The 13,170-nt window shown below is 60.2% G+C and carries 10 protein-coding genes and 1 riboswitch; of the genes, 4 read left to right on the forward strand and 6 right to left on the reverse strand.

The genetic code is table 11. The features are described 5' to 3' along the window. Positions 1 to 275 precede the first annotated feature (275 nt). Both WHJ28_RS15595 and metK read left to right on the forward strand, forming a co-directional pair. The gene (locus WHJ28_RS15595; RefSeq protein ID WP_340042975.1) at positions 276 to 1,520 is read left to right on the forward strand and encodes an adenosylhomocysteinase; all 1,245 of its coding nucleotides are present in this window, start codon (positions 276 to 278) and stop codon (positions 1,518 to 1,520) included. A 93-nt stretch (positions 1,521 to 1,613) separates the two neighbouring features. Next, a riboswitch (SAM riboswitch) is annotated at positions 1,614 to 1,707 on the forward strand. 72 nt (positions 1,708 to 1,779) lie between these two features. After that, the gene (gene metK, locus WHJ28_RS15600; RefSeq protein ID WP_340042976.1) at positions 1,780 to 2,961 is read left to right on the forward strand and encodes a methionine adenosyltransferase; all 1,182 of its coding nucleotides are present in this window, start codon (positions 1,780 to 1,782) and stop codon (positions 2,959 to 2,961) included. A 207-nt stretch (positions 2,962 to 3,168) separates the two neighbouring features. Here the strand turns inward: metK and guaA are convergent, their stop codons facing one another. The 6 genes from guaA to WHJ28_RS15630 form a co-directional block, all read right to left on the reverse strand. Then, the gene (gene guaA / locus WHJ28_RS15605) at positions 3,169 to 4,710 is read right to left on the reverse strand and encodes a glutamine-hydrolyzing GMP synthase (RefSeq protein WP_340042977.1); all 1,542 of its coding nucleotides are present in this window, start codon (positions 4,708 to 4,710) and stop codon (positions 3,169 to 3,171) included. A 68-nt stretch (positions 4,711 to 4,778) separates the two neighbouring features. Next, the gene (locus WHJ28_RS15610; protein WP_340042978.1) at positions 4,779 to 5,807 is read right to left on the reverse strand and encodes an acyltransferase family protein; all 1,029 of its coding nucleotides are present in this window, start codon (positions 5,805 to 5,807) and stop codon (positions 4,779 to 4,781) included. Between the two features lie 112 nt (positions 5,808 to 5,919). Continuing rightward, positions 5,920 to 6,555 (reverse strand): hypothetical protein, encoded by a 636-nt coding sequence (locus tag WHJ28_RS15615; protein WP_340042979.1) that lies wholly within the window; start codon positions 6,553 to 6,555, stop codon positions 5,920 to 5,922. Between the two features lie 72 nt (positions 6,556 to 6,627). Further along, entirely contained in the window at positions 6,628 to 9,918 is a 3,291-nt protein-coding gene (carB, locus tag WHJ28_RS15620) for a carbamoyl-phosphate synthase large subunit (RefSeq protein WP_340042980.1), read from the reverse strand. Further along, positions 9,918 to 11,012 carry a carbamoyl phosphate synthase small subunit gene (locus WHJ28_RS15625; RefSeq protein ID WP_340043000.1) on the reverse strand — a complete coding sequence of 365 codons (1,095 nt, stop codon included), beginning with the start codon at positions 11,010 to 11,012 and terminating at the stop codon, positions 9,918 to 9,920. Before WHJ28_RS15625 ends, carB begins: the two co-directional genes overlap by 1 nt. A 176-nt stretch (positions 11,013 to 11,188) precedes the next feature. Beyond that, a complete protein-coding gene (locus WHJ28_RS15630; RefSeq protein ID WP_340042981.1) occupies positions 11,189 to 12,016 on the reverse strand; it encodes a metallophosphoesterase in 828 nt (275 codons plus the stop codon). A 74-nt stretch (positions 12,017 to 12,090) separates the two neighbouring features. Between WHJ28_RS15630 and WHJ28_RS15635 the strand changes: the two genes are divergently transcribed. Next, positions 12,091 to 12,771, forward strand: a complete 681-nt coding sequence (locus tag WHJ28_RS15635; RefSeq protein ID WP_340042982.1) for a DUF421 domain-containing protein — start codon at positions 12,091 to 12,093, stop codon at positions 12,769 to 12,771. Continuing rightward, complete coding sequence (locus tag WHJ28_RS15640; protein WP_340042983.1) at positions 12,768 to 13,148, forward strand: DUF4363 family protein; 381 nt, start codon at positions 12,768 to 12,770, stop codon at positions 13,146 to 13,148. The genes WHJ28_RS15635 and WHJ28_RS15640 overlap by 4 nt, the downstream gene beginning before the upstream one ends. Positions 13,149 to 13,170: the final 22 nt, after the last annotated feature.

A 13,170-nucleotide genomic window follows, 5' to 3' on the forward strand; every position in this document is an offset into this window, starting at 1 on the left:
CATATAAATTGCCCTTCGGCGTGGCCTGTCGTTGCACGGCGGATAACGCGGATCTGGTGGCTACCGCAGATTATTACGACCGCGTCATTGACAGCGGCGCCAAATTCTGTTGGTTCTTTCCTGCCCCGCCTACGGTGGGCCGCGCTCCCCCTCTCAGGAACAGCTGATGGATCTGCACTGCCGGATCCAGGCTTTCCGCCAGACCAAGCCCCTGCTTACTCTTGATTTCTGGGACGGGCCCAGCCCTTCGGCAGCCCCCCAAGGAGGTTTATGATATGAGTATTGTAAAAGATCCCTCTCTGGCCCCCTCCGGACGCCGCAAGATCAGCTGGGTCCGGGACTTTATGCCCGCTCTGGGCAGCATTGAAGCCCGTTTTGAGCAGGAGAAACCCTTTGCCGGCCTGCGGGTGGCGGTGTCCGTCCACCTGGAGGCCAAAACCGCCAATCTGGGCTATGTGCTCTCCAAGGGCGGCGCCGAGGTGCGGCTCACCGGGTCCAATCCTTTGTCCACTCAGGACGACGTGGCCGCCGGCCTGGCCGATCTGGGCGTGGAGACCTTCGGTATCCACGGCGCCACCGCCGAGGAATACGAGAGCCACCTGATTGAAACGCTGAAATTCAAGCCCCACCTGATCGTGGACGACGGCGGCGATCTGGTCCACCTGCTGGGGGGCAAATGCGCCGATCTGGGCGAAAACCTGATCGGTGGCTGCGAGGAGACCACCACCGGCATTCTGCGCCTCAAAGCCCGGGAGCGGGAGGGCATCCTGCCCTGTCCCATGATGGCGGTCAACGATGCCAAGGCCAAGCACTACTATGATAACAAGTACGGCACCGGCCAGTCCGTGTGGGACGCCATCATGCACACCTCCAATCTGGTGGTGGCAGGCAAGACCGTGGTGGTGGCCGGCTACGGCTGGTGCGGCAAGGGTGTGGCCATGCGTGCCAGTGGCATGGGCGCCAACGTGATCGTCACCGAAGTGGACCCCTTCAAGGCTCTGGACGCCACCATGAATGGTTTCCGGGTCATGCCCATGGACGAGGCTGCCAAGTACGGCGACATCTTTGTCACCGTTACCGGCTGCAAGGACGTGATCACTCCCCGGCATTTTGCCGTCATGAAGCACAACGCCATCCTCACCAACGCCGGCCACTTCGACTGCGAGGTGGACGTGAAGAGCTTGGCCGAGATGGCCGTAAAGCGTGAGCTCCGCCGGGATAGCATCGAAGGCTTCACCCTGCCTGACGGCAAGGTGCTCAACGTCATCGGCGAGGGCCGCCTGGTCAATCTGGCCGCCGGCAACGGTCACCCCGCCGAGATCATGGACATGTCCTTCTCCGTCCAGGCCCTGGCTCTGGAGTGGCTGATCAAGCACCAGGACAGCCTGGAGAAAAAGGTCTATCAGGTGCCCGCCGAGATCGACGACGAGATCGGCCGGGTCAAGCTGGCCGCTATGGGATTTGCGATCGACAGGCTCACTCCCGAGCAGGTGGAGTACCTCAACGGCTGGAAGGCCTGAGGAAATAAGTTCCTATCGCTCTATACAAAGCCTGTATTTTGTCTATTGAAAACGTGGGAAAAAGTCGATAGAATACTTACAGTCAATTGAATAGCCTTATCGAGAGTGGTGGAGGGAACGGCCCGATGAAACCCGGCAACCTGCTTTGCAAGGTGCCAAATCCGGCGAGAGAATCGAAAGATGAGGATGGAAGAGCCCAACGCGCTCCGCCGTCCGGCGGAGCGCGTTTTTGCTCCAGTTTAGAAAGGAAGGTACAACTATGGCAAACCGTCTGTTTACCTCGGAGTCCGTTACCGAGGGTCACCCCGACAAAGTATGTGACCAGATCTCCGACGCCGTCCTGGATGACATCCTGGCCGCCGATCCCACCGCCCATGTGGCGTGTGAGACGTTCACCACCACCGGCATCGTCACCGTGATGGGCGAGATCACGACCAGCCACTATACCGACATCCCTGCCATCGTTCGCCGCACCGTGCAGCGCATTGGCTACACCGACCCGGCCTATGGGTTTGACTACCGCTCCTGCGCTGTCATGACCGCTATCGACGAGCAGTCCCCCGACATCGCCATGGGCGTCAATCAGTCCTTTGAGCATCAGGAAGGCGGCACTGACGCCGCCGACCTCATTGGCGCCGGCGACCAGGGCATGATGTTCGGCTACGCCTGCGACGAAACCCCCGAGTTGATGCCCGCCCCCATCTCCATGGCCCACAAGCTGTCCCGGCAGCTCACTGACGTGCGCAAGGCCGGCAAGCTGAAGTGGCTCCGCCCCGACGGCAAGAGCCAGGTCACTGTGGAATACGACGACGACGGCAAGGTGCTCTCCTGCCCCGCCATCGTGGTGTCCACCCAGCACGACCCCGATATCGCCCTGAAGGACCTGCGTGAGGCCGTGGTGGAGGAGATCATCAAGCCCATTATCCCCGCTCAGTACATCACCAATAACACCAAGTTCTACGTCAACCCCACCGGTCGTTTCGTGGTGGGTGGCCCCGTGGGCGACACCGGCCTCACCGGCCGCAAGATCATCGTGGATACCTACGGCGGCTCCGCCGCCCATGGCGGCGGCTGCTTCTCCGGCAAGGACCCCACCAAGGTGGACCGCTCCGCCGCCTACATGGCCCGCTACATCGCCAAGAACCTGGTGGCCGCCGGCCTGTGCCGCAAGTGCCAGATCGAGCTGGCCTACGCCATCGGTGTGGCTCATCCTGTCAGCGTACTGGTGGACACTTACGGCACCGGCGTCCTCTCCGAGGAGAAGCTGTCCGCTATCGTCAACGAGTGCTTTGATATGCGTCCGGCCAAGATCATCGAGAAGCTGGATCTGCGCCGTCCCATCTACGAGCAGACCGCTGCTTACGGTCACTTTGGCCGTACTGATATTGACTTGCCCTGGGAGCACACCGACATGGCGGAGCACCTGAAGAGCTATCTGTAAAGCTGTAAAAATCTTGCCGTCCACGAAACTGATCAGGTTTGCATTTTTTGTGCGACAATGGCTTGATGACATAAGAAAAGAGAGCTAACTGATTAATCAGTTAGCTCTCTTTTTATAACTAATGAAAAAGTGTTGCCAAATCGTTGCCAGGTCTGGTCTTAACCCTTCAAAAACCCAGTCATATCAGGCTTTCCCGGGCCTGTGAAATTATTCCCACTCGATGGTGGCAGGCGGTTTACTCGTGATGTCATAGCAGATGCGGTTTATGCCCTTGACCTCGTTGACAATGCGGGTGGATATCTTGTCCAGCACGTCATAGGGGATGCGGGCCCAGTCGGCAGTCATAAAGTCGCTGGTGGTCACAGCACGGAGGGCCAGGGTATAGTCGTAGGTACGTCCATCACCCATAACACCCACGGAACGGGTGTTGGTAAGCACCGCGAAATACTGATTGATATTCTTGTCCTCACCGGCGGCGGCGATCTCCTCACGATAAATGGCGTCAGCGTCCCGGAGGGTATCCAGTTTCTCCTTGGTCAGATCACCGATGACGCGGATGGCCAGACCGGGACCGGGGAAGGGCTGGCGCATGACCAGGTACTCGGGCAGGCCCAATTCCCGGCCCAGCTGACGCACCTCATCCTTGAAGAGCAGGCGCAGAGGCTCGATGATCTCCTTGAAGTCCACATAGTCAGGCAGACCGCCCACGTTGTGGTGGCTCTTAATAACAGCGGCGTCGCCGGCCCCCGACTCGATCACATCGGGATAGATGGTCCCCTGCACCAGATAATCCACCCGGCCGATCTTCTTGGCCTCTTCCTCAAAGACCCGGATGAACTCCTCACCGATGATCTTGCGCTTCTGCTCAGGCTCCTCAATGCCGGCCAGCTTCTCCAGGAAGCGAGCCTCAGCGTCCACCCGGATAAAGTTGATATCCCAGGGTGCAAAGGCGGCCTCCACCTCGTCGCCCTCGTTCTTGCGCATGAGGCCGTGGTCCACAAACACGCAGGTCAGCTGCTTACCCACCGCCTCGGCCAGCAGAGCGGCGGCCACAGAGGAGTCCACGCCGCCGGACAGGGCCAGCAGCACCTTGCCATCGCCCACCTTCTCCCGGATATCCCGGATGGCGGTATTCTTGTAATCTCCCATGGTCCAGTCGCCGGTGGCGCCGCACACCTCATAGAGGAAGTTGCGGATCATGTCCACGCCGTGCTGGGTGTGGTTGACCTCGGGGTGGTACTGCACGCCGTAGAAGCCCCGCTTCTCGTCGGCAATGGCCACGTTGGGGCAGGCGTCGGTGTGGGCGGTAAGAGCAAAACCTTGGGGCACCTTGGCCATATAGTCGCCGTGGCTCATCCAGGAGATACCCTGCTCGGGCAGACCCTTGAAGAGCTTACAGGTGGTGTCGTAGTAGGTCTCGGTCTTACCATACTCCCGGGCGGTATCCTCCTGGGCGGCGGTGACCTGACCGCCCAGAGTGTGGGCCATCAGCTGGCAGCCGTAGCAGATACCCAGCACAGGCACGCCCAGATCAAAGATGGCGGGGTCCACGTGGGGGGCTTTTTCCTCATACACGCTGTTGGGACCGCCGGTAAAGATGAAGCCGATGGGCTCCATAGCCTTCAGCTGCTCCAGCGGGGTAGTATAGGGCTTGACCTCGCAGTAAACGCCGCACTCACGGACACGGCGGGCGATGAGCTGATTATACTGTCCGCCGAAGTCCAGGACGATCACGGTTTGATGGGACATTCAAGTTCCTTCTTTCTATGGAGTCTATAGGTTTCCGAAAAATCGCGCAACAATTACGGTTTAGAATATCATATTTTTCCCCCGGGCGCAATACTTCTCCCACAGGTAAACCGTGTCTGAAGCAGGCGGTACCACCCTCCACCCAATAAAAAGTTGGTACAGCGGCCCACGACCGGATTGCCCAGCAGGAGCAGCAGGCCCATCCACGCCAGCAGTACCTGCCACGTCTGAGCCAGCATCCAGGGGGCTTTCATTCGGATCATCTGAACGATGAAGCCGTGAAGCAAATAGATAGGCAGGGTATTCTGCCCCAAAACCGTTATCACCGGGATTCTGTGCTTGAGGTGAGAGACCAGTCCAGCAAACAGGAGAAAAATCACACTGGCAGCGCAGCACATGATAAGGCCCCGCACCTGCCAGCTGTAGCCCAGATCCTCATAGCCGTAGGCGCCCAGCATCATTTTTGCGGTTACGCCCTGGCGCAGCAGCAGCCACTCCAGAGCCACGCAGCAGGCAGCCGCAAAGCTCAGCATAATCCCTCTGGACCTCCGCCCTGCCCCGTTCCAGCGAGTCCGCAGGCCATCCGCCCGTCTGAAGTAGTAGCCCAGCAAAAACCAGGGCTGGAAAACAATAATCCGTGAGGCGCTCCACTGGTAGTCAATGCTCTTGTCAAAGCCCGCCAGCAGCGCCAGAACCACCGACACGGCCACCATCAGCCACCGCCTTGCGGGGGACAGCGCGTCGTACACCGGCAGCAAGAGGGTGTAGATGGCCAGTACAAAGAGGTACCACAAAATCCAGTAAGGTCTGGAAAACTGCACATGGACGTAGGGATCTCCCAGCTTTTCCACAAAGGCGGTGTACAACCACTGGAGGAGCAGATAGGGCAGCGCCATACCGAAGATCCATTTGATTCGATCAAATCTGGCAAACATTCCGCTGAGGAACAAAAAGGCAGGCATATGAAAGGAGTAGATCATAATATACAGGGTCTCCTTATGCGGAAATTCTCCCGCAATCTCCAGCAAATGACCCAGCACTACCAGGGCGATGAGCAGGAAACGAATATTATCATACTGATATTCCCGCGTTTTCATGCCTGCCCCGCCTCCTTTCTCTTCCCACACGTCTTGTTCAGAATATCACGTTTCTCTCCATCTCGCAACAAGGCAAAACGCCGCCGGACTGTACCAGTCCAGCGGCTTTTGTTCAGCCTTTTACTTCTGCACCGCCCCATTCCACAGCGGTAAAGCCGGTGCGGGCGGGAGCCGTGAAGGTCTGGGGTTCCACCTCCACCGGCTGCTCCAGCCCCTGCCAGGCCATGAATACCCGGATCAGGGTATCCGGAGCAGGGTCAATGGTCAGCTTGGCGCTGTCGGTGTAAGTCTCTGTCTGAAAGGAAATCAGATTATAGGGATTGCGCTCCATCTCGGGCAACCAATAGATGATGAACTCGTTAGTCTCCTGATCAGTCAGACCCAGGTCGGCCAGAGCCTCCTCCAAAAAGGCGGCGGTGTTTTCCCCAGCTACACAAAATCCGGTGGAAAAGTCGTACTCGGTCTGACTGACCCCCTCCCAGAACAGGCAGTAGTACTGCCGCCCGGTGGCAGGGTCGGTGAGGGTACCATCGGGAGAAGCGTCCACCGTCCAGCCATCCCCATAGGCGGGATAGGTGGAGGTCAGTTCCCCGTCAAAGTCCAGGGCGACGCTCACTTGAATCTCTTCCTCCGGGTAGAGGTAGATCACCGGTTTTTCAGCCGCAGGGCCTCTGTCCAGAGCTCCGCACCCGGTCAGTGAGGTGGCCAGCAGGCAGGCCGCCAAGGTCAATGGTACCAGTTTACGCATAAAAACTCCCCCTTCCAGATTCTTATGTCCATTTTATCAGACGAATCTGGAAGGGGGAAGTTCCTATTTTCATTAAATCTGGGTAATGTCAATGGGGCGCAGGTCGGAGGACCGGCCCTGGGTACGAACCGTGAGCATAGCCCGGGCGGTGTCGATGGCGGTGATGCAGGCCACAGAGTGTTCCACGGTGGAGCGGCGGATCTTGAAGCCATCGGTATCGTGGCGGCGGCCCCGGGTGGGGGTATTGATGACCAGGTCCACGGTGCCGGAGGCGATCATGTCCAGAATGTTGGGGTGGGCCTCGGAGACGCGGGCCACCTTACGGGCGGGGATGCCGGCGGCATTGAGGGCGTCACAGGTACCGCTGGTGGCCAGGATGTCAATGCCCATGTCGGCAAAGCCCTGGGCAATGCCGATGATCTCGCCCTTGTCCTCGTCCTTGACGGTGATGATGATGCGGCCACCCTTCTTGGGCGCCTTCATATTGGCGCCCTTAAAGGCCTTCAGCAGGGCCTGGGGGAAGGATTCGGCCAGACCCAGACACTCGCCGGTGGACTTCATCTCGGGGCCAAGGCCGGTATCCACGTCGGTGAGCTTCTCAAAGGAGAACACCGGCATTTTCACAGCGTAGTAGTCGGCCTCTTTGTAGATACCGGTACCGTAGCCCAGGTCCTTCAGCTTCTGGCCCAGCATGACCTTGGTAGCCAGATCGATGATGGGCACGCCGGTGACCTTGGAGATATAGGGGATGGTACGGGAGGAGCGGGGATTGACCTCGATGACATACACAGTGTCGTCGTAGATGACGAACTGGATGTTCACCAGGCCCACCACGCCCAGAGCCTTGGACAGGTCGTAGGTGTAGCGGTAGATGGTCTCCTTGTGCTTCTCCTCAATGTGGATGGGAGGATAGACCGAGATGGAGTCACCCGAGTGGACACCGGCCCGCTCGATGTGCTCCATGATGCCGGGGATGAGCAGATCCTCGCCGTCGAACACGCCGTCCACCTCCACCTCACGGCCCATCAGATACTTATCCACCAGGATGGGATGCTCCTGCTCCACCTGGTTGATGATGCGCATGAACTCGGTGATGTTGCGGTCGTTGTAGGCGATCTCCATGCCCTGGCCGCCCAGCACGTAGGAGGGGCGCACCAGCACGGGATAGCCCACCTCGTGAGCGGCCTCCAGAGCCTGCTGGGTGGTGAACACGGTCTTACCAGCGGCGCGGGGGATGTGGCACTGGTTGAGGATCTCGTCAAAGCGCTCCCGGTCCTCGGCGGCATCCACGCCGTCAGCGGAGGTACCCAGGATGGGCACGCCCATGTTGGTGAGGGCCTGGGCCAGCTTGATGGCGGTCTGCCCCCCGAACTGGACCACGGCGCCCCAGGGCTTCTCCAGCTCCACCACGGCCTCCACGTCCTCCGGGGTCAGCGGCTCAAAATACAGCTTGTCGGCCACGTCGAAGTCGGTGGACACGGTCTCGGGGTTGTTGTTGATAATGATGGTCTCATAGCCCAGGCGCTTGAAGGCCCAGACAGAATGGACAGAGCAGTAGTCGAACTCGATGCCCTGGCCGATACGGATGGGGCCGGAGCCCAGCACCAGTACTTTCTTTTTGTCCTGTCCGGACCGGTGGGCCTCAGGCGCAGCGGCGGCCAGATAGGGAGCCTCCGGGATGTGGGGAGCCACCTCACCCACCTGGGGCAGATGAAGCTCTTCGGTTGCCTCGTTCTCCTCGTCATAAGTGGAGTAGTAGTAAGGAGTCTGGGCCTCAAACTCGGCGGCGCAGGTATCCAACATCTTAAAGGCGGGCTTGATGCCAAAGGACTCCCGCAGGGCCTTGATCTCCTCCCGCTCCTTGCCGGACAGAGCAGCGATCCAGGCGTCGGAGAAGCCCATCTCCTTGGCCATGCGCAGGGTATCGGCGTCCAGATGGCCGTGGTCCAGCTTGTCCTCCATCTCCACGATGTTCTGGAAGCGGTCCAGGAACCACAGGTCGTACTTGGTGATCTTATTGATCTTCTCGGGAGAGAAGCCCCGGCGCAGGGCCTCAGCCACTACAAAGAGGCGCTGGTCGTCGATGTTCACCAGCCGCTCCTCGATCTCCTCGGTGTACACCTCATCCAGGCCGGGCAGGCGGAGGGACTTCACCGGCAGCTCCAGAGAGCGGATGGCCTTCATCAGGGCGCCCTCAAAGGAGTTGCCGATGGCCATGACCTCGCCGGTGGCCTTCATCTGGGTGCCCAGGGTACGGCTGGCGGTGGTGAACTTGTCAAAGGGCAGGCGGGGGATCTTGAGCACACAGTAGTCCAGAGTGGGCTCAAAGCAGGCGGTGGTCTTGCCGGTCACCGCGTTGGGGATCTCGTCCAGGGTATAGCCCAGGGCGATCTTGGCGGCCACCTTGGCAATGGGATAGCCGGTGGCCTTGGAGGCCAGGGCGGAGGAGCGGCTCACCCGGGGATTGACCTCGATGACTGCATACTCAAAGGAATCGGGATTCAGGGCCAGCTGCACGTTGCAGCCGCCCTCGATCTCCAGGGCGGAGATGATGTCCAGCGAGGCCTTCCGCAGCATCTGGAACTCCCGGTTGGCCAGGGTCTGGGTGGGAGCCACCACGATGGAGTCGCCGGTGTGGACGCCCACCGGGTCCACGTTCTCCATGGAACAGATCTGGATCACGTTGCCCGCCGAGTCCCGCATGACCTCGAACTCGATCTCCTTCCAGCCGGAGATGCAGCGCTCAATGAGGACCTGGCCCACGCGGCTCAGATGGATGCCCCGGTCGGCGATCTCCCGCAGGGACATCTCGTCATAGGCGATGCCGCCACCGGTGCCGCCCAGGGTGTAGGCGGGGCGGACAATGACGGGATAGCCGATGCTGCCGGCGAAGGAAACGGCATCCTCCACGCTCTCCACCACGTCGGAGGTGACGCAGGGCTGGCCAATGGCCTCCATGGCGTCCTTGAAGCCCTGGCGGTCCTCCGCCTTACGGATGGACTCGGGGCTGGTGCCCAGCAGGCGCACGCCGTACTTCTGCAGGATGCCCTGCTCGTGGAGGTTCATGGCCAGGTTCAGGCCGGTCTGGCCGCCCAGGGTAGGCAGGATGGAGTCGGGCCGCTCCTTCTGGATGACCTGCTCCACACTGGCGATGTTCAGGGGCTCGATGTACACATGATCGGCGATGTCCTTGTCGGTCATGATGGTGGCGGGGTTGGAGTTGACCAGCACCACCTCCACGCCCTCTTCCTTCAGGGCGCGGCAGGCCTGGGTGCCGGCGTAGTCAAACTCGGCGGCCTGGCCGATAACGATGGGGCCGGAGCCCAGTACCAGCACCTTCTTGATATCCGGATTCTTGGGCATTACCGGTCGCCTCCCTTCATACTGTCCACAAAGCGGTCAAAGAGATATTCGGTATCCATGGGGCCGGGGGAGGCCTCGGGGTGGAACTGCACGGTGAAGCAGTTGGGCCGCTTGTAGCGCAGGCCCTCCACACTGCCCTCGTTGACGTTGACGTGGGAAATCTCGGCCACAGCGGGGTCCACGCTCTCGGCGGTGACCACATAGCCATGGTTCTGGCTGGTGATATAAGCGCGGCCATGCTCCAGATCCTTCACCGGATGGTTGCCGCCCCGGTGACCGAAGCGCATCTTCCGGGTCTCGGCGCCGGTGGCCAGAGCCAGCAGCTGGTGGCCCAGGCAGACCGCGAAGAGGGGCAGGCTGGAGTCGTAGAGCTTCTTGACTTCCTTGATGATGTCCACGTTGTCGGCCGGATCGCCGGGGCCGTTGGACAGCATGACGCCGTCATAGCCGCCGGTGAGGATGCTTTCCGCCGGGGTGTGAGCGGGATAGACGGTGACCTGGCAGCCCCGCTTCTGGAGGCAGCGGATCATATTCTCCTTCACGCCGTAGTCCATCAGAGCCACCCGCAGCTTCTGCTCGCCCAGAGCGGGATAGAGCTGGGGCGCCTTCCGGGTCACCTTTTCCACAGTGCCCTCCACCCGATAGGCGTGGATCTTCTCCAGGCACTCCTCTACATGAAAATGCTCCGCACAGGTGATCATGCCATTCATGGTCCCCTGACTGCGGAGTATTCTGGTTAAAGCCCGGGTATCCACGCCCTCGATCCCGGTGATGTCATATTGTTTCAGATAGGCGTCCAGCTCCCCTTCACAGCGGAAATTGCTGCCCCGCCGGGCCAGATGCCGCACAATAAATGCCTCAGCCCAGGGCCGGGAGGACTCATTATCCTCGTGGTTCACGCCGTAATTGCCAATGAGGGGATAGCTCATCACGATTCCCTGTCCCGCATAGGAGGGATCGGTCAGGATCTCCTGGTAGCCGGTCATGGAGGTGTTGAACACCATCTCGCACACCCGATCTGCGGGGGATCCCATGCTGACGCCCTGGAACACAGCGCCGTTGGCCAGAATCAAGGTCGCCTTCATCTCCTGCATCACGCCTTTCTTTCCTTGGTATTTGTTCGATTGTACTCTAAATATCCGCCCCCGGCAACTCCCTTTTTCCCTTCTTTTTCAAAATCGTAATTTTGGACAAAAAGCCGGGGCGCATCCCCCGTTTTTCACGGTCAATGCGCCCCGAATGTCTCAAAAATCTATATTTGACCTAATAATTATTTTGATGGTTCTATGTTCACAACCACCAGCTCCGGTCGGTTGAACAGGCGGGGCACACGGGTGCTCTCCCGGGCCAATCCCCGGCTGACGATGAGGGTTGCGTTTCCGATTTCATAGCGCCCGCCGGCATAGGCGGGGAACATTCCCTGATTGGGGGCCAGCACCCCGTTGATGAGGCCGGGCAGCCGCCATTGACCGCCATGGGCGTGACCGGCCAGCACCAGATCAAACCCGCTGCCGGCGTAGTCGCTCACCCGCTCGGGCCGATGAGTGAGCAGAATGGAAAAGTGACTGCCGTCCAGGCTGCCGCTGGCGGCCGACAGCTGGTCCTGCCAGTTCTCCTCCCCGGTCTCCGGGTCGTCAATACCGCCGATCTGCACCATCTGCCCACCGGCAGCCGCGTTGACACAGTCTCCGTCCAGCACCACCGCGCCGCAGGCAGCCACCAGCCCCTTGATCTCCGCCAGTCGTCCGGTGCGGTACTCGTGGTTACCTGAGGCGTAATATACCGGCCAACGGTCGGCCAGCTTTTTTACCGTGAGCAGGGCACGCCACTCCTCCATCCGGGGCTCGTCATCCACAATATCGCCACACATGACTACCAGATCCGGTTTCTGTGCGGCCACCGCCGCCACCAGCTGCTCCTGGTTTTTCCCGTACCGGCAGGCGTGAAGGTCGGTAAGTACCGCCAGGCGAATAGGTCCATCCACCTTGTCGCTTTTTACAATGTAGCGCCGCACCGCCAGGCGTACATCCAGGGCCGCCAGCAGAATACCGGCGGTGGCGCCTCCCGCGGCCAGCAGCGCCGCTGTTCTTTTTTTCATCGGTTGCCTCCTTCTGCATATCTGTTGCCATCCCGGCCATACTGAAGGTATCGTGATCTCCGGGAGGTCCTTTCATGGTCATTGCTTTTTTGCGTACAATTATTCTTTATGTCTTTATCATCGCCGGCATCCGGCTGATGGGAAAGCGGCAGGTAGGTGAGCTGGAGCCCTCCGAACTGGTTCTGGCCCTGCTTATCGCCGATCTGGCCGCTGTCCCCATGCAGGACTTCGGTATCCCTCTGCTCACCGGCCTCATTCCCATCCTTACTCTGCTGTGCCTTACCATGGCCCTGTCGGTGCTCACCATGAAGAGCATTAAGTTCCGGGCGGTCCTCTGCGGCCGGCCCAGCATCATTGTGGAAAACGGTAAGCCCCGGCAGGGCGAGATGAAGCGCAACCGTTTCACCTTGGATGAGCTGATGGAGGAACTGCGGATGAAGGGGGTCACCGACCTGTCCACCGTTAAATACGCCATTCTGGAGACCAACGGCCAGCTGTCCGTCCTCCCCTTCGCCGCCCAGAAGTCCCCCACCGCCCAGGAGCTGGGGCTCCACCTGCCGGAACCGGGGCTGCCGGTGGTGCTCATTAATGATGGACGGGTCATGAGCCAGGCCCTTCATCGCCGGGGGCTGGATGAGGACTGGCTGGACAAGCAGCTGAAAGCGCACCATATTAAACACATTCGGGACGTATTCCTGCTGACGGTGGATGAGACCAACAGGGTCTGCGTCATTGAAAAGGAGGCGGTCCGGTGAAGCGGCTGTGGATCGCCCTGGCACTGCTGGCCGCCCTGCTGTGCGGCACCCTGCTCCATACCTGGTCCCTGCGGGGCTTTAGCCAAGGTCTGACCGACTCCCTGGATCAGGCCCAGGCACTGACCCGGGCCGACCGCTGGGAGGAGGCCCGTTCCCTGACGGAAGAAGCCCTGCAAACCTGGCGGGGGCGGGACGTCTACCTCCACGTCCTGCTCCGCCACGCCGACACCGATCAGATCTACGCCGGATTCCAGGAGACCCTGGCCCTGCTGGAAAGCCAAGAGTACGGAGAGTATGCCGCCGCCAACGCCCGTCTGATCACCCAGATCGAGCTGCTCAGCGAGGCGGAACAGCTGACCTTAAAAAATGTCCTTTAAACGAAGGGGGGCGCATCCTCTG

This window comes from Flavonifractor porci, from assembly GCF_037572415.1.
Taxonomy (GTDB): Bacteria; Bacillota; Clostridia; order Oscillospirales; family Oscillospiraceae; genus Flavonifractor; species Flavonifractor porci.

Coding starts and splice junctions, on each gene's coding strand:
- WHJ28_RS15610 (WP_340042978.1), bottom strand. CDS start 5,807: ATGAAAACGCGGGAATATCAGTATGATAATATTCGTTTCCTGCTCATC.
- WHJ28_RS15630 (WP_340042981.1), bottom strand. CDS start 12,016: ATGAAAAAAAGAACAGCGGCGCTGCTGGCCGCGGGAGGCGCCACCGCC.
- metK (WP_340042976.1), top strand. CDS start 1,780: ATGGCAAACCGTCTGTTTACCTCGGAGTCCGTTACCGAGGGTCACCCC.
- WHJ28_RS15635 (WP_340042982.1), top strand. CDS start 12,091: ATGGTCATTGCTTTTTTGCGTACAATTATTCTTTATGTCTTTATCATC.
- guaA (WP_340042977.1), bottom strand. CDS start 4,710: ATGTCCCATCAAACCGTGATCGTCCTGGACTTCGGCGGACAGTATAAT.
- WHJ28_RS15595 (WP_340042975.1), top strand. CDS start 276: ATGAGTATTGTAAAAGATCCCTCTCTGGCCCCCTCCGGACGCCGCAAG.
- carB (WP_340042980.1), bottom strand. CDS start 9,918: ATGCCCAAGAATCCGGATATCAAGAAGGTGCTGGTACTGGGCTCCGGC.
- WHJ28_RS15625 (WP_340043000.1), bottom strand. CDS start 11,012: ATGCAGGAGATGAAGGCGACCTTGATTCTGGCCAACGGCGCTGTGTTC.
- WHJ28_RS15615 (WP_340042979.1), bottom strand. CDS start 6,555: ATGCGTAAACTGGTACCATTGACCTTGGCGGCCTGCCTGCTGGCCACC.